Annotated in this window: 24 protein-coding genes; 8 read left to right on the top strand and 16 right to left on the bottom strand. The window is 60.3% G+C overall.

Going from position 1 to position 19209, the window contains the following annotated elements:
• The first annotated feature begins 114 nt into the window (after positions 1 to 114).
• Positions 115 to 381, top strand: a complete 267-nt coding sequence (locus HFO71_RS05345; protein WP_003540344.1) for an usg protein — start codon at positions 115 to 117, stop codon at positions 379 to 381.
• Between the two features lie 60 nt (positions 382 to 441).
• Here HFO71_RS05345 and HFO71_RS05340 read toward each other — a convergent pair whose 3' ends face one another.
• Positions 442 to 1167 (bottom strand): DUF2270 domain-containing protein, encoded by a 726-nt coding sequence (locus HFO71_RS05340; RefSeq protein ID WP_131664979.1) that lies wholly within the window; start codon positions 1165 to 1167, stop codon positions 442 to 444.
• Positions 1168 to 1299: 132 nt separating this feature from the next.
• Here HFO71_RS05340 and HFO71_RS05335 point away from each other — a divergent pair, with 132 nt between their 5' ends.
• The 4 genes from HFO71_RS05335 to HFO71_RS05320 all read left to right on the top strand — a co-directional run bounded on the left by HFO71_RS05335 (position 1300) and on the right by HFO71_RS05320 (position 3743).
• The gene (locus tag HFO71_RS05335; protein ID WP_131664978.1) at positions 1300 to 2130 is read left to right on the top strand and encodes a class I SAM-dependent DNA methyltransferase; all 831 of its coding nucleotides are present in this window, start codon (positions 1300 to 1302) and stop codon (positions 2128 to 2130) included.
• Positions 2131 to 2245: 115 nt separating this feature from the next.
• Positions 2246 to 2932 (top strand): glutathione S-transferase family protein, encoded by a 687-nt coding sequence (locus HFO71_RS05330; RefSeq protein WP_131664977.1) that lies wholly within the window; start codon positions 2246 to 2248, stop codon positions 2930 to 2932.
• Positions 2929 to 3270 carry an ArsR/SmtB family transcription factor gene (locus tag HFO71_RS05325; RefSeq protein ID WP_131664975.1) on the top strand — a complete coding sequence of 114 codons (342 nt, stop codon included), beginning with the start codon at positions 2929 to 2931 and terminating at the stop codon, positions 3268 to 3270. The genes HFO71_RS05330 and HFO71_RS05325 overlap by 4 nt, the downstream gene beginning before the upstream one ends.
• Positions 3267 to 3743, top strand: a complete 477-nt coding sequence (locus HFO71_RS05320; protein ID WP_131664973.1) for an SRPBCC family protein — start codon at positions 3267 to 3269, stop codon at positions 3741 to 3743. Before HFO71_RS05325 ends, HFO71_RS05320 begins: the two co-directional genes overlap by 4 nt.
• 78 nt (positions 3744 to 3821) lie before the next feature.
• Here the strand turns inward: HFO71_RS05320 and HFO71_RS05315 are convergent, their stop codons facing one another.
• The 10 genes from HFO71_RS05315 to HFO71_RS05270 all read right to left on the bottom strand — a co-directional run bounded on the left by HFO71_RS05315 (position 3822) and on the right by HFO71_RS05270 (position 10944).
• On the bottom strand, positions 3822 to 4289 hold the full coding sequence (locus HFO71_RS05315) for a DUF1801 domain-containing protein (RefSeq protein ID WP_168284440.1): 468 nt from the start codon (positions 4287 to 4289) through the stop codon (positions 3822 to 3824).
• 101 nt (positions 4290 to 4390) lie between these two features.
• The gene (locus tag HFO71_RS05310) at positions 4391 to 4861 is read right to left on the bottom strand and encodes a DUF1801 domain-containing protein (protein ID WP_168284452.1); all 471 of its coding nucleotides are present in this window, start codon (positions 4859 to 4861) and stop codon (positions 4391 to 4393) included.
• 11 nt (positions 4862 to 4872) lie between these two features.
• Positions 4873 to 5094: a hypothetical protein gene (locus HFO71_RS05305; RefSeq protein WP_131664969.1), complete on the bottom strand. Its 222-nt coding sequence runs from the start codon at positions 5092 to 5094 to the stop codon at positions 4873 to 4875.
• Between the two features lie 57 nt (positions 5095 to 5151).
• On the bottom strand, positions 5152 to 5562 hold the full coding sequence (locus HFO71_RS05300) for an SRPBCC family protein (protein ID WP_132609123.1): 411 nt from the start codon (positions 5560 to 5562) through the stop codon (positions 5152 to 5154).
• On the bottom strand, positions 5559 to 5882 hold the full coding sequence (locus HFO71_RS05295; protein ID WP_003540367.1) for an ArsR/SmtB family transcription factor: 324 nt from the start codon (positions 5880 to 5882) through the stop codon (positions 5559 to 5561). Before HFO71_RS05295 ends, HFO71_RS05300 begins: the two co-directional genes overlap by 4 nt.
• A gap of 232 nt (positions 5883 to 6114) precedes the next feature.
• Positions 6115 to 6942, bottom strand: coding sequence for an ABC transporter ATP-binding protein (locus HFO71_RS05290; protein WP_221987596.1), 828 nt, complete (start codon positions 6940 to 6942; stop codon positions 6115 to 6117).
• Positions 6943 to 6952: 10 nt separating this feature from the next.
• On the bottom strand, positions 6953 to 7789 hold the full coding sequence (ssuC, locus tag HFO71_RS05285) for an aliphatic sulfonate ABC transporter permease SsuC (RefSeq protein WP_221987595.1): 837 nt from the start codon (positions 7787 to 7789) through the stop codon (positions 6953 to 6955).
• 87 nt (positions 7790 to 7876) lie between these two features.
• Positions 7877 to 9067, bottom strand: coding sequence for an FMNH2-dependent alkanesulfonate monooxygenase (gene ssuD, locus HFO71_RS05280; RefSeq protein WP_221987594.1), 1191 nt, complete (start codon positions 9065 to 9067; stop codon positions 7877 to 7879).
• A 363-nt stretch (positions 9068 to 9430) separates the two neighbouring features.
• Positions 9431 to 10396: an aliphatic sulfonate ABC transporter substrate-binding protein gene (locus HFO71_RS05275; RefSeq protein ID WP_168284444.1), complete on the bottom strand. Its 966-nt coding sequence runs from the start codon at positions 10394 to 10396 to the stop codon at positions 9431 to 9433.
• A 179-nt stretch (positions 10397 to 10575) separates the two neighbouring features.
• A complete protein-coding gene (locus tag HFO71_RS05270; protein ID WP_168284445.1) occupies positions 10576 to 10944 on the bottom strand; it encodes a hypothetical protein in 369 nt (122 codons plus the stop codon).
• A 163-nt stretch (positions 10945 to 11107) separates the two neighbouring features.
• Here HFO71_RS05270 and HFO71_RS05265 point away from each other — a divergent pair, with 163 nt between their 5' ends.
• Together HFO71_RS05265 and HFO71_RS05260 are read left to right on the top strand one after the other, a co-directional pair.
• A complete protein-coding gene (locus HFO71_RS05265; RefSeq protein WP_168284446.1) occupies positions 11108 to 11977 on the top strand; it encodes an NAD(P)-dependent oxidoreductase in 870 nt (289 codons plus the stop codon).
• Positions 11974 to 12657, top strand: a complete 684-nt coding sequence (locus tag HFO71_RS05260; protein ID WP_168284447.1) for a DNA alkylation repair protein — start codon at positions 11974 to 11976, stop codon at positions 12655 to 12657. Before HFO71_RS05265 ends, HFO71_RS05260 begins: the two co-directional genes overlap by 4 nt.
• A gap of 39 nt (positions 12658 to 12696) precedes the next feature.
• Here the strand turns inward: HFO71_RS05260 and HFO71_RS05255 are convergent, their stop codons facing one another.
• The 5 genes from HFO71_RS05255 to HFO71_RS05235 form a co-directional block, all read right to left on the bottom strand.
• Complete coding sequence (locus HFO71_RS05255; RefSeq protein WP_168284448.1) at positions 12697 to 13593, bottom strand: LysR substrate-binding domain-containing protein; 897 nt, start codon at positions 13591 to 13593, stop codon at positions 12697 to 12699.
• 449 nt (positions 13594 to 14042) lie between these two features.
• On the bottom strand, positions 14043 to 15071 hold the full coding sequence (locus HFO71_RS05250; RefSeq protein WP_077978388.1) for a porin: 1029 nt from the start codon (positions 15069 to 15071) through the stop codon (positions 14043 to 14045).
• A 719-nt stretch (positions 15072 to 15790) separates the two neighbouring features.
• Entirely contained in the window at positions 15791 to 16279 is a 489-nt protein-coding gene (locus HFO71_RS05245) for an Lrp/AsnC family transcriptional regulator (RefSeq protein ID WP_003540387.1), read from the bottom strand.
• Positions 16280 to 16348: 69 nt separating this feature from the next.
• Complete coding sequence (locus HFO71_RS05240; protein ID WP_221987593.1) at positions 16349 to 16981, bottom strand: uracil-DNA glycosylase family protein; 633 nt, start codon at positions 16979 to 16981, stop codon at positions 16349 to 16351.
• A gap of 3 nt (positions 16982 to 16984) precedes the next feature.
• Positions 16985 to 17542, bottom strand: coding sequence for a thermonuclease family protein (locus tag HFO71_RS05235; RefSeq protein ID WP_206989729.1), 558 nt, complete (start codon positions 17540 to 17542; stop codon positions 16985 to 16987).
• Positions 17543 to 17648: 106 nt separating this feature from the next.
• Between HFO71_RS05235 and HFO71_RS05230 the strand changes: the two genes are divergently transcribed.
• Positions 17649 to 19184 carry a sensor histidine kinase gene (locus tag HFO71_RS05230; protein ID WP_221987592.1) on the top strand — a complete coding sequence of 512 codons (1536 nt, stop codon included), beginning with the start codon at positions 17649 to 17651 and terminating at the stop codon, positions 19182 to 19184.
• The last annotated feature ends 25 nt before the right edge of the window (positions 19185 to 19209 follow it).

Raw genomic sequence — 19209 nt, 5'->3', positions numbered from 1 at the left:
AAATAAATTGTCCTTTTACGAAGTATCTGTAAAGCTTCCGTTAACCACTCGCATGTTTCCATATCATGCAGCGCTAATAAGCGCGCGAGTGGGAACAAGAAGAAGCGGAATACGATGCACAAGGACATGGAAAAACAACTGAAGGGCTATGGTCTGACGACCGCCCAGATCCTCTACCGTCTGCCGGACCACCCGGTGATCTTACAGACCTATGTCTGGCAGGATTACGACCTCGCTCCTGATTTTCCCGAAATGCGCGGTTTCCTAAAATTCTGGGAAGAGAAGCTGGACGGGCCGCTGCATTCGGTGCGCTACATCCACCGCAAACTGATCTCGGCAACCGAGTGGCGGGCACTGAAGGGCGAGTTCATCCTGCACTGATCGGCTCTGCAACATGATGCCGAAAAGTGTGAACGGTTCGGGCGATATGTTCTGACCGCGTCAGACATGCGCCTCGCCATGGCCGAATTCGCCTTCGTCGCGATCCCGGCGAAGCGCGAAACCGAGCATGCCGAGATAGAAGGCGACGACGATGGCAATGACCGCAAGGCCGGGAATCGGCCCGAGCACCGCATTGTCGATGACATAGTCCCATGACTGCGCCTGCAGCGCCGGCATGCCCTCCGTCTGCAGCTTCGGCGTCGAGATCTTCAGGCACCAGGCGAGCAACAGGATGAAATACATCCAGCCGTAATTGCGTTTGAGCCGGCGGTGCATCGCCTCTTGATAGCTGAGCAGGAAGCGCGGCTTGCGCAGGCTGCTGGCGACCACAACCGCCCATTCGCTGCCGGCATTGGCATCAGGCGCCAGGATTTGCGCGAAATAGCAGCGCTCGATCTGGCGAATGCGGGCGCGATAGATATCGAAGAAGCGGTAGCGCCGCGCCTCGATCATCAGAAGCAGTGTCACCAGCATCATCCCGAACAGCAGCACCCCGTGATGCGAATTCGGCGTCGACAGCGACACCGAGAGGAGTGCTGCGACCACGGTGATCGCCCAGTTGGACGTCCGGTCGATGCGGTCGCGCCAGCTCGTCATCCGCCCGAGTTCACCACGGTAATAATGGCTGAGCGTGTTGGTGACCTCGTTTGGTGTCGCAGGTAGCAGTAATGCCCGGCCGGCCTCTCCTTCCCTCGCCGATGATGTCCTCTCTGGCTCCGTTTTCATGGCCTCTCCTCCCTTGGTCTTCTTTTCGGCCATTCTGCGCCCGCAATCGCGCCATTGCAAAACATCGAAAGCCGTCTTAGACGCATGCCTGAAACAAAAGGACGGCCTGAAACAAAAGGACGATGGACTGCGATGGCAAAGAAGATCGACGAAGAAGCTCTTGGCGAGACCTATAACCGCGCGCTGGCGCTGGAAAAGGCCGGCGATGTCGACGCCGCCGTTGCAGCCTATGAGGAAGTCCTGGCGATCGATCCCGATGATCACGGCGGTGCGGCCGTGCGCATTGCCGCGATGGGCCGCGGCGAAACGCCGGTCAAGGCGCCCGACGCCTATGTCGAGACCTTGTTCGACCAGCATGCCGAGGTTTTCGAGGATGTGCTCGTCGAGCAGCTCGGCTATCACGTGCCGATGCTGGTGCGCCAGCGCCTGCAGGCGCTGAAGCTCGGACCGTTCAAGCGGCTGCTCGATCTCGGCTGCGGCACGGGCCTCACCGGCGGCGCGCTGCGCGACCTCTGCGCTGATATGACCGGCATCGATATATCGGAGAAGATGGTCGAGATCGCCCATGAGAAGGATCTCTACGAGACGCTCTTCGTTGCCGAGGTCGAGGATTTCCTCGACGACAACGACGAGGAAGCCTTCGACATCATCGCCGCCACCGACGTGCTGCCCTATCTCGGCGCGCTCGAACCGCTGTTCTTCGGCGCCGCCGAGAACCTGACGCCGGGAGGCCTGTTCATCTTCTCCTCGGAAACCCTACCCGAGGAAATACTCGCCGGCCGCTCCTATATGGTCGGCCCACACCAGCGCTTCGCCCATGCCGACGCCTATGTCAGAGAACGCCTGACGGCCACCGGTTTCGAACTCGTCGAGATATCGGATATCAACGTGCGCATGGAAGACGGCCAGCCGACACCAGGCCATTTGGTGATCGCCCGGTATAATGCTGACGCCAACACTTGATATATCGGCTGACGGAATACTTGCCCGGTTGGCGAAGTATCTGTTGCAAAATGCGTCACGACCTGATAGTTAGTCGATCGGTAAAGTTTACCGCAACGATAGGAAAGGTCGCCGCATGTCGCTCGTGCTCTATGGGCATCCGCTCGCCTCTTTCTGCCACAAAGTGCTGATCGCGCTTTACGAAAACGACACTCCCTTCGAGAATCGCATCGTCGATCTTTCCGACGAGAGCTCGCGCGCCGATTTCTTTCGCTTCTGGCCGATCGGCAAGATGCCGCTGCTGCGGGACGAGGCGCGCGACAGCACCATTCCCGAGACATCGATCATCATCGAATATCTCGAGCAATACTATCCCGGCCCCGTTCGCCTGCTGCCGCCGGAGATCGACCGGGCGCTGCAGGTTCGCCTCTGGGACCGCTTTTTCGACCACTATGTCCAGGCACCGATGCAGACCATCGTCAGCAATCGTCGGCGCCCCGAGGGCACGGCAGATGAAATGGAGGTGGCAGCCGCCAAAGCAACACTCGCGACCGCCTATGCGATGATCGAAAAGCAGCTCGCCGACAAGCAATGGATATCAGGCGACGGCTTCACCATGGCCGATTGCGCCGCCGCCCCCGCCCTTTTCTATGCTGAGACTCTGGTTCCGTTTTCATCGGAACAGCCGAACCTTCGCGGCTACTACGATCGACTGCTGGCGCGCCCGTCCTTTGCAAGGGCACTGGAAGATGCCCGCCCCTATTTCAAGTTCTACCCCTACAAAGAGAGACTGCCGGCTCGCTTCCGGGATGCGGCGGAATGATGGACGGCCAGGCGGATCTCGACCGTATGTTCCATGCACTTTCCGATCGCAGCCGCCGCGGCATGATCGATCGCCTCGGTCGCGGCCCGGCCTCCGTCACCGAGCTGGCCGCGCCGCTTGCGGTTGCCCTGCCGACGGTGATGAAACATCTGCAGGTGCTGGAGGAAAGCGGCCTCGTGCTCTCCGAAAAATCCGGCCGGGTGCGAACTTACCGCCTGCAGCAGGATGCACTTGCCGCCGTCGAGCGTTGGGTGGAACAAAGGAAGACCCGCTGGGCCGCCACCTTCGACAGGCTGGACCACTTTCTCGCCAATGAAACGGAGACCCTCCCCGAATGACGACACGATCCGCCGAACACGCCACTCTCGTCATCGAACGCCATCTCAAGGCGCCGATTTCCCGCGTCTTCCGCGCCTGGTCAACACCGGAATCCAAACGGCAGTGGTTCGCCTGCCATGGCGAGTGGGTACCGCTGGACTACGGGCTCGATTTCCGCCCCGGCGGCGCGGAAAGGAACTACGTCGCCGATACTGACGGCCTCCTGCATGCCTATGACGCCCATTACATCGATATCGTACCCGATGTCCGCATCGTCTATGCCTATGAGATGAAGCTTGGGGAAAGCCGCATCTCCGCATCGCTCACAACCGTTGCCTTCGAAGCCGAACCCGGCGGCACCAGGATGGTCTTCACCGAACAGGTGGTCTTCCTCGACGGTTACGCCGATAACGGCGCCCGCCTCCAGGGCACCGAGATCGGTCTCGACAATCTGGAACTCTTCCTCGAGCGCGAGGAAAGCCCGATCCACTGATCGCATGTCACGCAAAACCAAATCGCCTCGCATGAATCAAGTTTGACGCGACGCGTTTCAGGCGAAATAAGCCAAGCCTCAAGCACTGCTTGATTTCTTGCCCGAGCCGGCAGGACGACCGGCCGCCCGCTTTGAGGTGTTGAGTGCGACAGCACCGCGAATGAGCGCCTTCAACGCCTCCTCGTCAATCTCGTCGCCCTCATGAAAATCGATGGCGCGCCTGGTATTGCCGTCAAGGCTGGAGTTGAAGAGGCCTGAAGGGTCCTCCAGCGAGGCGCCTTTGGCGAAGGTCAGTTTCACCACGCTTTTGTAGGTCTCGCCGGTGCAGATGATCCCGGCGTGCTCCCACACCGGAACGCCTCTCCACTTCCATTCCTCGACCACGTCGGGCTCGGCCTGTCTGATGAGAGTTCGGACGCGGGCGAGCATCTCGCCGCGCCAATCGCTCAACTCCTCGATTCTCGCATCGATCAAACGAGAAGGAGAGTCTCCGTCCTTCTCTTCGCTGGAGCCGCTCTTCTTCAGGATTGCCGTGGCTTTCTTCATCGATATCTCCCCCTCGATCCCTTAGGTGCTGATGGCCTAGAGCGCCGTGTGTCCTTTCGGACGCACAAAGGACGCTCTACTTTTTCAATCTTCGTGTCCGTTCACATTCGTTCGCCGGGCAATTGGCTGGCCTGCTCGACCCAGGCGGCGAACTGAGCCTCGTCGAGTTGGTCTTCCTCATGGATGTGGAAGTAACGCACTTCCTTTTGTTTGGACTCGCCGGGCGGGATGGGGCTGAGCGACGTGCCGCGGAAGAAAGCAACCTTGATATATTTCGCGAAGCAATGGACACCGAGGAACCAGCCCTGCCCTTCGATGCCGTAGAGGGGCGAGTTCCATTTCACGGCCTTATACACCCCGGGCACCGTGCGCGTGATGAGCGCATCGAGGCGATGCCCGACGTCGCTTTTCCAGCCGGGCATGGCGGCGATGTAGGCTTGCACGGGAGCGTCGCCGTAACCCTTGGCGATCTGAGGGTTGCCGCCCGAGAGAAGGACCGGCTCCGCGGTATCAGGCTTGGCGACTGTCTTCTTCGTGACCTTTGCCGCGGTCTTGGATGTCTTCCCGGACATTGCCTTCACTCCTACCCTCCGCTGCGTCCTGCGCCGCGCCACCTGGTGGCATATGGCAGCGCGAACAAGTAGAGACCGGTGAGCAGCAGCAAAGTCAGCGGCAGCAGCGCCATGAGGCCCACCCAGACAGACGATTTCTCTTGCAGCATCGCAATGATATTAATTATGACGGCCAGCGTAAAGGCAATGGACAGCCAACGGTGGATCTGCCGAAGCCAGTTATTCCAGTTCAAGGGAACCTCCTGCGAAAACAAGCGAAGCGGATGGCGTGATCCGTTTTGGCAACGTTCTCACTCTATCCGCGTCAGCACCTGCTCCAGCTTTGCGAAGAACTGCTGCCAACCACTTTTGGCGCCCCCGTAAGCCTGCCGCTGATCCGGCCGGAAGCCCGACTGCTCCATGCGCAGCTGCGTGCCCGCGCCCGTGGGCGTGAGAGTCCAGGTGACGACACTTTCGAGATCATAGGCAGCCCAGGTGTAAGACAGGGTCTTGTTCGGCTCGACTTCCAGGACCTGGCAATCGACGGAGCCCCAATCCGCGCTCAGCTTGAAACGGTGATTCGCGACCGGCACGAAGTCGTTCTTCATCAGCCAGTCAGCGATCAGATGCGGCTGCGTGAGCGCGCGCCAGATCTTTTCCGGCGGAAAAGGGATCTCTCGTTCGACGATGACGGAACGGGTTTCGTTTGAAATTTCGGTCATTGGTCCATCCTTTTCAATAGATCTTCCAGCTGGTCGAACCGATTTTGCCAAAAGCCCGCCATCTCACTTGTCCAGTCGACCAGCGGTGCCAGCGCACCGAGCTGGGCACTATAGTGGGTCTGGCGACCTTCGTGACGATCACGCACCAATCCGGCCTGCTTCAGGATTCCGAGATGTTTCGAGACGACCGGTTGCGAGACCCCGGCCCGAGCCGTCAGAGCCCCGACCGTCTTCTCCCCTTCGCGGCACAGCCGTTCGAAAAGAGCCCTCCGGGTCGGATCGGCGAGCGTTCTGAAGAGCACATCCTGGGTGTCCGACATCTACAATCCATACCCCGTTAGCTATGGATTAACGTATAGCCGTGGAGGTATGAGTGAGTCAAGCTGGACGTAAAACAACTCGAGAAAATATTGCGGCATCTAGTGCGCGTGGCAGAGGTGAGTGAAATTCACATACCCAAGAGGCTATACATTTTCGTCATTAGACATGCATGCTCGCGCGAACACGCCTCGCCTATGCCGAGGTCATGTAGCGTCGCGAATAGACTTGGGATCAATGGCCGCCGTCGGTGCCGAGAATCGCGGCAAGCAGCCGGCCTTCCAGCTCGGCGAGGCCAGGATGGCCGTGCCGGCGCGGACGCGGATACGGAATGGGAAGATCGAGTGCGATCCGCCCCTCATCGAGCACGATGACCCGATCGGCGAGATGCACCGCCTCGCTGACATCATGAGTGACGAGCACTGCGGTGAAGCCGAGTTCGCGCCAGACACGGTTGATGAGCTCCTGCATGCTGATCCGCGTTAGCGCATCGAGGGCACCGAGCGGTTCGTCGAGCGCCAGCACGCCTGGCCGGCTGACCAGCGCCCGCGCCAGCGCCACGCGCTGCCGTTGCCCGCCGGAAAGCCGCGCCGGCCATTCCCCGGTCTTTTCGCCAAGCTGGACTTCGGCAAGCACGGCATCGGCCGCCTTTACCGCCGACCGGCTGTCGATGCCGTCGCCGAGCCCGACCACGACATTGTCTGCGACACTGAGCCAGGGCAGCAGCCGCGGCTCCTGAAAGACGATACGCGCGTTCGGGCTCGCCGGCGCGCCGTCGGCATCTTCGAAATGCAGCTCGCCGGCAGTCGGCTCGTCGAGGCCCATCAGGATGCGAAGCAGCGTGCTCTTGCCGCAGCCGCTCTTGCCGATCACGGCGACGAACTGGCCGGCCGGAATATGCAGGTTGATGCCGCGCAGCACGCGGTTGGCCCCAAAACTCTTTTCAAGCCCCGTCAGGCTGATCGCCGCGGGCGCACTACGGCCCACTGCCGGCGCGCTTTCGCGCGCATAAGCTGGCTCTTCGGCGACGGCGTGAAAACGCTCATCTGCGATCGATGTCATGGCGTCTCTCCTATTTCTGATAGACCGGGTTCCAGGCGAGCAGCCGCCTCTCCAGCACCCGGGCGATGACATCGGCAAGCTTGCCGAGCACGGCATAAATGACGAGGGCGAGCACGACGACGTCAGTCATCATGAATTCGCGGGCATTGTTGGCCATGTGGCCGATGCCCGACGATGCAGCGATCGATTCCGATACGATCAGCGTCAGCCACATGATGCCGAGCGCATATCTGAGGCCGACGAAGATCGATGGCAGCGCACCTGGAAAGATCACCTTGCGAAAAAGCGTCCAGTTGCCCATGCCATAGACCTTGCCCATCTCGATCAGATCGCGATCGACATTGCGCACCCCGTGATAGGTGTTGAGATAAACCGGGAAGAGCACGCCGAGCGAGGTCAGAAACAGCTTCGATTCCTCACCGATCCCGAACCACAGGATGACAAGAGGGATCATCGCCAGATGCGGGATGGTGCGTAGCATCTGCAGAGTCGTATCGGTCAGCTGCTCGGAGATGCGCGATACGCCATTGGCGATACCGAGCAGGAAGCCGATCGAGCCGCCGACGAGAAGACCGGCAAAGGCGCGGCCGGCGCTCACCAGCACGTCATTCGGCAACTGGCCGGAAACCATCGTCGACCAGAAGGCAAGGCCGACATCGGCCGGCGACGGCATGATGCGCGATGAGATCCAGCCGGCCGAGGAGGCAAGCTGCCAGAGCGCCACGATCGCCACCGGCACCAGATAGGGCGTCAGCTTCTCCAGGCCGGGCAGCGGCAGGCGCAGACCCGCCTTCCCGGCTTTTTCGGAAGCGACCGATCGTACGAATGGAGTATCGAAAGTCGACATGGGATTGTCCTCGCGCTTATCGGGAGCAGGATGTCGCAAGCCGTAAGCGGCTTGCGATGGTGTCATGCTCTGCGTCTTCGTTCGAGATCAGGAGCCGGAGACGACTTTCAGATTGCCGCCATGGCTTCCGCCTGCGAAGACCTGCTTGCGGCCGAACTCGTTGTTGAAACCCAGGCGCTGCTGCTCTCGGGTGATGCCGAGCTCGGGGAAAAGCAGCTCGGCGACGCGAAAGGCCTCTTCGAGATGCGGATAACCGGAGCCGATCACCGTATCGATGCCGATCTCCTGATACTCGCGAAGGCGCGCGGCCACCGTCTTCGGCGAGCCGACCAGCGCCGTGCCCGCACCGGCGCGCACCAGGCCGACGCCGGCCCAGAGGTTCGGCGAGACTTCGAGCTTGTCGCGCCGGCCGCCGTGAAGGGCGGCCATGCGCTTCTGGCCGACCGAGTCGGACTCATGAACGAAGCGCTCCTGCGCCTCGCGGATCGTCTCGTCGTCGAGATGGCGGATCAGCCGCCCGGCCGCCTCCCACGCCTCCTCGTCGGTTTCGCGCACGATGAAGTGCAGACGGATGCCGAAGCTCACCTCGCGGCCGCGCTCGCCGGCGGCCTTGCGCACCTTGGTAATCTTCTCCGCAACCTGTGCCGGCGGCTCGCCCCAGGTCAGGTATTTGTCGACGCGTCCGACGGAGAAGTCGATGCCGGCATCCGACGAGCCGCCGAAATAGAGCGGCGGACGCGGGTTTTGCACCGAGGGAAAGCCGAGGCGCGCATTGGTTGCCTTGATGTATTTGCCGTCGAAGCTTGCCGTTCCCTTTTCCAGCAGTTCCTCGAACACGGTGAAGAACTCTTCGGCATGGGCGTAGCGCTCGTCATGCTCGAGATGGATGCCATCGCCGGCAAGCTCCGCCGGGCTACCGCCGACGACGATGTTGAGCAACAGGCGGCCGTTGGAAATGCGGTCGAGCGTCGTAGCCAGACGCGCGTAATAGGCAGGCGATGCCGTGCCGGGACGGATCGCCACCAGGAACTGCAGCTTCTCGGTCTTGGCGGCAAGGGCTGCCGCTGTCACGAAGGATTCTTCGCAGGCAACCCCGGTCGGCAGCAGCACGCCGGAATAGCCGAGCCGGTCGACGGCCTGGGCGATCTGCGTGAGATAGCCGATCTCGGGCGCGCGGTTAAGATCGGAGGAGCCGAGATAGGTGCCGTCCCCCGATGTCGGGATGAACCAGAGGAAATTGATGGGCTCGGATTGGCCAGTATGAGAGATGGTGGTCATTGGAAGACGGTCCTTTAGCTGCGGAATTCGAAAATCAACTCGCGTGGTCGAGATGGCTCTCTGTCTGCCTTGCGTAGCGCCGCCGCCGCACAGATGCTTGGGAGGATCCTCGTGGCGGCGGTGGCGGCAAGAAGGCCGGCTGGCTGTCTATGCGCGAGCATCTGAAATATCCCTGTCGATCGGATGGCAGCAGGTAGATGCCTTTTCGGTGTCTGCTCGATCATGAGGATAGTGACATAGACCACCAATTAGATCGACAATATCAATTTGCTATTCTAATCCGTTTTCGGGAATATTTTTCCGGTTCGGCGGCATGGGGACCTCTCCATGCCGCCTCGCGGAAATCTTGGCCCGGCCGGAAAATCAGCTTGCCTTGGGACGCCAGACGATATCGCCGGTCGTAAGCTTCTTCGGCAGGATGCCGAGCCCGTGGAACTCGTCGGCGAGCGCCTGCTGATAGGCGGCTGCAGCATCGGTGATGGTCGAGACGCTGCCGAGATCGGCACCCTTTCGCGTCAATGTCACGCGCGTCACCTCAACCGGCACGCCGGTGATCTCGGAAAGCTCCTTCACCGTCTCCTCGATATTGCTCTGGGCCGACGTGCCGACCTTGGCAAGCTCATCGATCACATCGACGACCACCTGCCCGTTGGCATCGGTGAAATCGCGATTGGCGAGGAAGAAACTGTAGGAGTCGACGATGCCTTCGGCGGTCGTCAGGATACGCGTCTCCGGATCGGCTTCTGCAATCGCCAGATAGGGATCCCAGATCGACCAGGCGTCGATGCTGCCATTCTTAAAGGCGGCCGCGGCATCCGGCGGGGAAAGGTCTAGCTGCTCGACATCTTCGGGCTTCAACCCCGCCTGGCGCAGAATCTTGACGGTTACGTTATGCGCGCTGGAGCCGCGCTTGAAGGCAACCTTTTTGCCCTCGAGATCTTCAAGCGTCTTGATGGGCGAATCCTTGCGCACGAGGATGGCCGACGCTGCCGGGCTGCCCTTGTAGAGACCGACATAATAGAGCTGCCCGCCGGCCGCCTGGGCAAAGAGCGGCGGCACATCGCCGGTCGCACCGAAATCCAGAGCCCCGGCACCCAGCGCTTCGAGAAGCGGCGGACCGGAGGTGAATTCCGACCAGCTGACGGTAACGCCGCGATCGGCGAGCCGCTTCTCAAGCGCGCCACGCCGCTTGGCGAGCGCCAACACGCCGTTCTTCTGCCAGCCGATACGGAACTCGCTGGCGGCAGCCCGTGCCGCTCTGACTGACGGCAGGATTGCCGTGGCCGCAGCAGCTCCAAAAAGCCCGAGCGTTTGTCGACGTGAAATCATGACTATCCCCTTCTTGAACGGTGTCGGGCCTGCCTTCGGCTGGACGACCTGTCAGTTTACGAGCTTCATGATGATGAAATCTATAATTTATATCGACAAATTTATTTGCAACATATGGGCCTTTGCTGAAATTTTGCAGCCGGGAAATCGGCCTCAAGCGGATTTTTTTCGCGCGTCCCTCACTCCCGACCTTCGGCGGCCAGGCGCTCACGGATGAAGGTGGGCCCGCCGGCAAGACGCTTCGCAAGCAAGCTTGCGGGATCGACCATGCGCCAATAGGGCGTAACTGTCGAAACCGGCTCGCCCTTCTCCAGCGCGTCGAATGACAACTCGGCGATCGCACGCAAATGCCGCTGCACGGTCACCGGACAACAGGCGTCCGCCCCGTATTGAGCGGCGAGACGGCGACGGAGAGTGCCTACTTCGGTGATGACACCTTCCGGTGCCGATCGAATCTGCTCTGCGACCATCTGCTGCGATGGAATGAGCATCGCCTGCATTCCGCTGCGGCCTTTGCGCCGCGGCTCGATCGTCGGAATTTCCGTCATGTCACCTCCCGGAAACATTTTGCCTTCTCCCGATCTAGGGCTCGGCCGAACGGCGGCCAGCCTCATCTGCGTCAATCGGAACGAAGTCCGCCTTCACGGGCTTTTCTGCTCCCGCCGTTTCGGTTAATCCTCGGGCCTGCACTTGAGGAAAAGGATAGGACATATGGCAAAAGTCGCGTTCATCGGTCTCGGCGTCATGGGTTTCCCTATGGCGGGGCATTTGAAGACGAAAGGCGGCCACGATGTCACCGTCTATAACCGCACGCCGGCAAAAGCCGCCGCCTGGGCCGAGAAATTTTCAGGCCACGCCGCCCCCACCCCGGCCGAGGCCGCCGCCGGTGCCGATTTCGTCTTCGTCTGCGTCGGCAATGACGAAGATCTCCGCTCGGTGACATTGGGCGAGAACGGCGCTTTACACGGCATGAAGCCCGGTTCGGTGCTGATCGACAACACCACCGCCAGCGCTGAGGTCGCCCGCGAACTTTATGCCGCGGCCAAGGAAAAAGGCGTCGACTTCATCGACGCTCCCGTCTCCGGCGGCCAGGCCGGCGCCGAAAACGGTATCCTGACCGTCATGTGCGGCGGCGACGAGGCCGTCTTCGAACGCGCCAGGCCTGTCATCGACGCCTATGCCCGCATGGTTGGCCTGATGGGGCCGGCAGGCTCGGGCCAGCTGACCAAGATGGTCAACCAGATCTGCATCGCCGGTCTCGTCCAAGGACTTGCCGAAGCGCTGCATTTCGGCAAGCGCGCCGGCCTCGATATTGAAAAAGTCGTCGAGGTGATTTCCAAGGGTGCGGCCGGTTCCTGGCAGATGGAAAACCGCCACAAAACCATGAACGCTGGCAAATACGACTTCGGCTTCGCGGTCGACTGGATGCGCAAGGATCTCGGCATCGTGCTCACCGAAGCCCGCCGCAACGGCGCCAAACTGCCGGTCACCGCCATCGTCGATCAGTTCTACGGCGACGTGCAGTCAATGGGCGGCAATCGCTGGGACACATCCTCGCTGCTCGCCCGCCTCGAGAAATGATCGGCCCCTCCTCCAATGCGGCAGAATTGATCGCGCATCTCGAAACGCTGCGTTCGGAGGAGAATGTCCCCAGCATGGCGCGCTTCGGCATCGCTACCGGCGGCGCCCTCGGCATCTCCAATCCCGATATCCGGGCGGTCGCCAGACTGGCGAAGAAGGATCACCTCAGGGCAATGCAGCTCTGGCGAAGCGATATCCGCGAAGCCCGCCTGCTCGCTCTCTACACAGCCGAACCGAAGCGGTTGACGACGGAAGAAGCCCGACATTGGGCCGATGATTTCAACTCCTGGGAGATCGTCGATTGCGCCGCCGATCTCTTCGTCGAGGCGGGGCTGGACGAGCTCATCTCAGACTTCGCCGCCGACGAGCGTGAATTTATCAGGCGCACAGCCTTCGCCATGATTGCCGGTGCTGCGGTTCACTTGAAGAAGGAACCTGATGCGACCTTCCTCGCTTGGTTGCCGCTGATCAAGGCCTATGCCGGCGACCCGCGAAACTTCGTGTGCAAAGCGGTGAATTGGGCCCTGCGCAGCATCGGCAAGCGCAATCTCGCCTGCCATGCACCGGCGCTGGCACTTGCAAAGATCCTGGCAGAAAGCCCTGATAAAACCGCCCGCTGGATCGGCAGGGATGCCGCCAGGGAACTGGCCGGCGAAAAGCTTTTGGCACGGTTGAGATAAGGCGGGATGCCGGCTTGAAAAGATGCCTGGCGCTGTGAGTCAATGCTGTTTGGATTTTTCGACCAGGAAATCGATCAGGACCCGCACCGCCGGCGGCATGCCCTTGGCCGTCGTGAAGACGATGTAGAACTGGCTCTCCTCTGACTGCCAGTCCGGCAGCACCCGCACCAGCTTGCCAGCCTGGAGATCCGCCTCGCACGCACTTTCGAGCAGAAGCCCGAAGCCGAGGCCGGCACGGGCTGCGTCGAGGATGGCGGTCATACTGCGGCAGGTGAGCCGCGGCTGATGTCGAATCACCTGCTTGGCGTCATTCGGACCGACCAGCTCCCAGGTGTGGAACGACACCCATGACGTCATTGCCAGCGTCGGCAGGTCGGCGAGTTCGTCCACGCAATTCAGGTTGCCGGTACGCTCGACGAGCGACGGACTTGCGACCAGAATACGCCTGATACGGTCGAGCTTGCGCATCGTCAGGCTCGTCTGCGTCTCCGGCTCGTTGGTTGCCCTCACCTCGAGGTCGATCCGTTCGTTGATGAGATCGGCGCGCCGGTCGGAGCCGATGATCTGCAGCTTGATCTTCGGATAACGTTCCAGGAATTCGGGCAGGATCCCCCCGACCGAGATGTCGACGAGACCGAGCGGGCAGCCCATCCGCACCACACCTTGCGGGTCGGACTGAGCCTCGCTGACAATCGATTTGGCACGATCGGCTTCCTGCAGGATGGTCTGGCATCTTTCGTAGAAAGCTTGGCCGATTTCAGTCACCCGGAAGTGGCGGGTCGAGCGTTCTATGAGCCTCGCGCCAAGCCCTTCCTCAAGCCGGCTGACCCGCCTGCTGAGTTTCGAACGTGGTATTTTGAGATCGCGACTTGCCGAAGCGAAACCGCCGCTGGCGACGACGGCGGCGAAATAATAGTAGTCGTTGAGATCGTCCATAAGAACAAGCTATCCGCGAGTAGCAATGAATGCCGGCCCCAAGCAAGGGTTGTATCCTCTCTCCCAAAAAGCTGTGATCACATTGTCGGCATTGGATTTTCTTTTCGCGACCTGTTGCGACAAAACAAGCCGATTCCGAATAAGAGAACGGACAAACAGCCGTCCGCACGACAATTCTATCGGTGGATCCAGCTCGTTGGAAAAATGGAAAAACGGGGTGCCTCTAGAAACAAGGCTGACAGGATGCCGACGTGCAATACGCACGGCACCGGTTCGGCTCACCTGAAGGCATCGTGATCGACAGCCTTGAAGACGGTACGCCAGAAACACTGCAAGGACGGTCCGGCAGGGAAGACCGGACCCGTCCCCGTAGCTGATCGGAGGTCACTCGGATCAGAAACTGATTGTAGTGCTCCCGATCCGAAGACCGGGAGCCTCCACCAAGTGGATTAGAACGAACGCTGCAGGCGGAAGTAGCCCGAAGTGGAGTCTTCACCATCATCCGGATCGAGGTACTGAACCGAAGCCTTGGCGTAGAAGTTGTCGACGATCTGGTAATCAACCGTCAGACCGACCTTCCATGCATCGCCGAGACCGTCGAAGTCGTCAGGAACGACAGTGCCGCCGCCGAAGTAGTTGCCGTAGTACTGAACGGCCGGGGTGATCTTGAGCTTGTCGGTTGCCTTGATAGCGTATTCGGCAGCAACAGCCCATTCAGCCGAGGAGTAGTACGAGTTCGGGCCAGTGGAGTATACGCCGGCGAGGCCGAGCGTACCGGGACCGATTTCAACGGTACCCATTGCACGGATAGCGCCGTCTTCGTTGTCGACGTCATAGCCACCGGTGATCTGGTAGCTGAACACACCGGCAGTGCCGCCAACGCCGAAGGCAACGCCAACGTTGTTAGCTTCTTCACCGAGCTTGTAGACGCCGTCTTCCAGTTCATCGACGCTGAGGCCAGCGTAGAAGGTGCCGCTTTCATACTGATAGCGGATGGAGTTGTGCAGCGTTACGACCGAACCGATGTCGTCGGTTTCGCCAGAGAGACCATCGTCCCACCAGCTGTAGAACAGACCGGCGCGGAAGCCCGCGACGTCGAGGTAAGCGGAGTCGAGGATGGCGTCCTGATCGGTGGCATTGTCAGCATTGAACTGCATGACGATGACGCCGGTCAGCGGACCATACTCGGTGTCGCTCTTGGCCGTGAACTGAACCTGACCGCGAGTTACTGCATCCCAATCAGAATCGTTGTCACCACCTGGCTGGTCGCCAACGTTGACCTGGAAACGGATGTAGCCTTCGATCTTGAGGCAGGTTTCGGTGCCCGGGATGTAGAAGTAGCCGGTGCCGTAAGCGTCGCAGACGCGAACATATTCAACCGGTTCCGGCTCGGCAGCAACGATAGCGTCAGCTGCAAGAACCGGCGTCGATGCAGCAAATGCTGCTGCTGATGCAAGCAAAACCATTCTGATGTTCATTTACCAATCCATTCCTTTGTCGATCGGGGCTGGCTTCAGATCGGGTAGTCGATTTGAAGCCGGCCCAGTTTGAACAGCCATCTCGGCGTGCGGATCGATCGAACCGCCAAACCGTCATCACATACAAGGCCCTATCAAGCAATTCTCGATATACGCCAGATGGGTTCTCACGGGCTACTTTCCCCGACAACGTGATTTTTATACAACAATTTCAAATATTTACAGAAAAAATACGCCAAACGGCTCCGCGACGGAAATCCTCCATCGCAAAGCCGCAAACGCTAAACCCCATTTGTCAAATTCTCCACCGTCCGACCCCCGTCGAACATGTTGGTGAAGCGCATAAACTCTACCGCCGGCTAACAAGCACAAACAAGGTGGCGGTTTAGAACATAGTGTCCTGAATTCGATACCAATGAGACAAAATTATGACACATCGCCCACTGGTTACATCGACCATAACCCCGGAATCCTTACCAGGCTATTCATTTTATCAGGAATTAGGGGCGATTTGAGCGTTTTTTCGCTATTTTTGAGGCTTTTTTCAATCGGGGGACCGCACATCCCCAAACTCGGTCTTGCTAACTGGCATTCCCACGTGCGGCCAAGATGTCACAAGTCGCCTCCAACGGGCATATCCGAGGTCGCAGACTCACGCCTGGTATGAGGCCCCGCTGGACTTTGCAGTGTCGCGTGCGGTCACGACCGCACGCTTGATCTCAATCCTCGTTGGACTTGGCATTGTCGAGAATCATGTAGTCGAGCGGCAGTTGCGTCGAATACTTGATCTGCTCCATCGCAAAGGCGGAGGAAACGTCGCGAATTTCGATCTTGGCGATCATCCGCTTATAAAAAGCGTCATAGGCGGCGATATCGGGCACGACGACTCGCAGGAGATAGTCGACATCGCCGCTCATCCGGTAGAATTCGACCACTTCGGGGAATTCGGCGACCACCTCGGAAAAGCGGCGCAGCCATTCGATCGAATGGGTGGCTGTGCGAATCGACACGAAGACGGTGACCTTTGTGTTGACCTTCTCCGGATCGAGGATGGCGACTCGGCGCTTGATGACGCCGTCTTCTTCCATCTTCTGGATGCGCCGCCAGCATGGCGTCGTCGAGAGACCCACTTTCTTGGCGAGATCGGCAACGGCAAGCGTCGAATCTTCTTGCAGAAGACGCAGTATTTTTCGGTCGAGGCGATCCATGCGCACAACAGTCCTTTCGAATTATTTTCTTTGTATAACTCGATTCCGCCCAACGCAAAGAATCTTGTTTCAGGAAAGCAGCATTTTCGACCGTTCCTGCAGGACCGGGAGCAATTCTTTCTCGAACCAGGGATTGCGCTTCAGCCAGCCGCTATTGCGCCAGCTCGGATGCGGCAGCGGCAGCATCGCCGGCGATCGGTCGGACAGAAGACCGTCGCGCCACGCTCGCACCGTTTCGGTCATATTGTTCTGTCTTTCGCCGGCCATATGCCAGGCCTGCGCATATTGGCCGATGACCAGCACCAGTTCGATCTGCGGCATGGCCGAGATCACTCTTTGCCGCCAGAACGGCGCGCATTCGCGCCGCGGCGGCAGATCCGCGCCCTTGTCATCATAGCCGGGAAAGCAGAAGCCCATCGGCACGATGGCGAATCGGTCGCGGTCATAGAAGCTTGCCCTGTCAACGCCGAGCCATGATCGCAGCCGGTCGCCCGATGCATCGTCGAACGGCAGGCCGCTCTCATGCACCCGAAGCCCGGGCGCCTGCCCTGCGATCAGGATGCGCGCGCTCGACGAGATCACCGCCACCGGCCGCGGCTCGTGCGGCAGCCGGTATTCGAGGCCGTTCGCCGGTGCGTCGCGACAGATGCGACAGCAGGCGATCTCCCGTCGCAGCGTCTCCAGCATGGCTTCGTCGCTCATGGTTTACTCCCATCCGACGACCTGCCCGATGAAGCGCAGGGCGCCATCGAAGCCGGAACTCTGGCGCGCATGATCGCGCACATCGCGCGGCCGCTCGAAAGTCCCGGCCCAGAGACCGGCCTTCTCAGCCTTCGCCTCGGCCTCCTCCTTGCCATAATCGCCATAGGAGATGGCCATGCCCCGGCGCACCATGGCGGCATTGATGTCGCCGCCCGCCCCGCTCCGGCAGACGACGAGCAGCCTTTCGTAGCGGTCGTGCCGGCTGCCCTGACAAAGCGTTCCCGATGCCAGCACCATGTCCTGCAGCGCCTCGCGCGCCGCCCGCCCGCAGGCCCAGCCCTTCCCCGCCCGCTCGCAGCTCTGGTTGAGTTCCGGCGCATCGATGCCTTCGAGGCGCAAACGTTCGTCTCCCAATACCAGGCTGTCGCCGTCGGCAGCATGGAAGGCGCCCGCATGCTCGATTTTTGCCGCATCGTTGAGCTTGGCGGCGATCAGCGCGACGAGCGCCAGCAGGGCAAAAGCAATCACGCCGTCGCGAATCAGGCGCAGGCCCCGTGTCACGCTTTTGCCTCCTTAAAAAACAAATCCTTGGCAAAGATGGCAAACATCTTCTTAAGAATTGCCGGTTAAGCTCTTATCCACCCTGGGATGAAGTTTCAACGTGCACATGAGTACCAGCGTAAGCACATCGACCGACAAGATCATCGTCGACAGGTCGCGCAGCCACCGCAACAAGGCCGTTTCCAAGGCCGTGCGGCAGACGCGCGAACGTCTTCAGTCCGGTCATGCGTCCAATTCCTCCTTCGATCGTGACGTGCTCGACATGTATGTGGCGTCGGTGCTGCAGGGCGCGACGATCATGCCGCTCTTCGTCGTCATCATCACCGCGCTTGGCGTCTATTTCACTGAAGATACGCAATTGCTCTTCTGGTCGCTGCTGACAGTCACCTGTCACGCCGGCAATATCCTGCTTGCAAGGCGCGCGCGCCGGCAGGAGATCACCGCCGAGAGCGCCCGCAAATGGCGCCGCCTGCTGCTCTCCGGCCAGTTCCTGCTCGGCTGCTGCTGGGCCGTCTTCGCGCTGCAGGGCTGCGACACCTGCGAGCCATCGAGCTTCATTCTATACAAGGGCGCCACGCTGCTGATCGCGCTCTCCATCACGGCGATGTCGAACTTCATGCTGACGCCCGCCGTGCTCGCCGCCTTCTCGCCGGCGGTCCTGGCGCTTGCCGCCAAGAGCGGCCTGTCGCGCGATCTCCTCGAAATCAGCCTGACGGGGCTCTTCACCACCACCCTCGTCTTCTTCAATTATATCAGCGACCGGCTCTTCAAGTCGAACCTCAGGATCCTTTCCTACCAATCGGAGAAGGACGACCTGATCGCCGAGCTGGAAGTGGCGAAGTCGATGTCGGATGAGGCTCGCCGCCGCGCCGAAGAGGCAAACCTCGCCAAGTCGCGCTTCCTTGCCTCCATGTCGCACGAACTCAGAACCCCGCTCAACGCCATCCTCGGCTTTTCCGAAGTGATGTCTGCCGAAGTCATGGGGCCGCTCGCCAATCCGACCTATAAGGAATATGCGGGCGACATTCACCGTTCAGGCCAGCATCTGCTCGATCTCATCAATGAGATCCTTGACCTGTCGCGCATCGAGGCCGGCAAATACGAGTTGAGCGAGGAGGCGATTTCGCTTCTTGATATCACCGAAGATTGCATCGGCATGGTCCAGCTGCGCGCCCGCGCCAAGAACATTGCCATTTCGGACCAGTTCGAGCGGCAACTGCCGGCCATCTGGGCCGACGAGAAGTCGATGCGCCAGGTGGTGCTCAATCTTCTTTCCAATGCCGTCAAGTTCACGCCGCAGGGCGGTGAGATCCACGTCAAGGTCGGCTGGACGGCAGGCGGCGGACAGTACATCTCGATCAAGGACAACGGCCCCGGCATTCCGGAAGAGGAGATTCCCGTCGTCCTGTCGGCCTTCGGCCAAGGCTCGATCGCCATCAAGAGCGCCGAACAGGGCACCGGCCTCGGCCTGCCGATCGTCCAGGCGATCCTTGCCAAGCATGACGGTCAGTTCCTGCTGAAATCGAAGCTTCGCGAGGGTACCGAGGTCATCGCTATCCTGCCCGCCAAGCGCGTGCTCCAGAGCCTGCCGGCCGTCGAGGAGGCTCAGGCCGTCGCGCGCAAGCGCAAGAGTTTTGCCTGATTCAGCGAAAGCATGATGCCGAAAA

Source organism: Rhizobium laguerreae (assembly GCF_019778565.1).
In the GTDB taxonomy this organism is placed as follows: Bacteria; Pseudomonadota; Alphaproteobacteria; order Rhizobiales; family Rhizobiaceae; genus Rhizobium; species Rhizobium laguerreae.
Note: the sequence above shows the minus strand (reverse complement) of the source record. Positions and strands in the feature narration are given on the sequence as shown.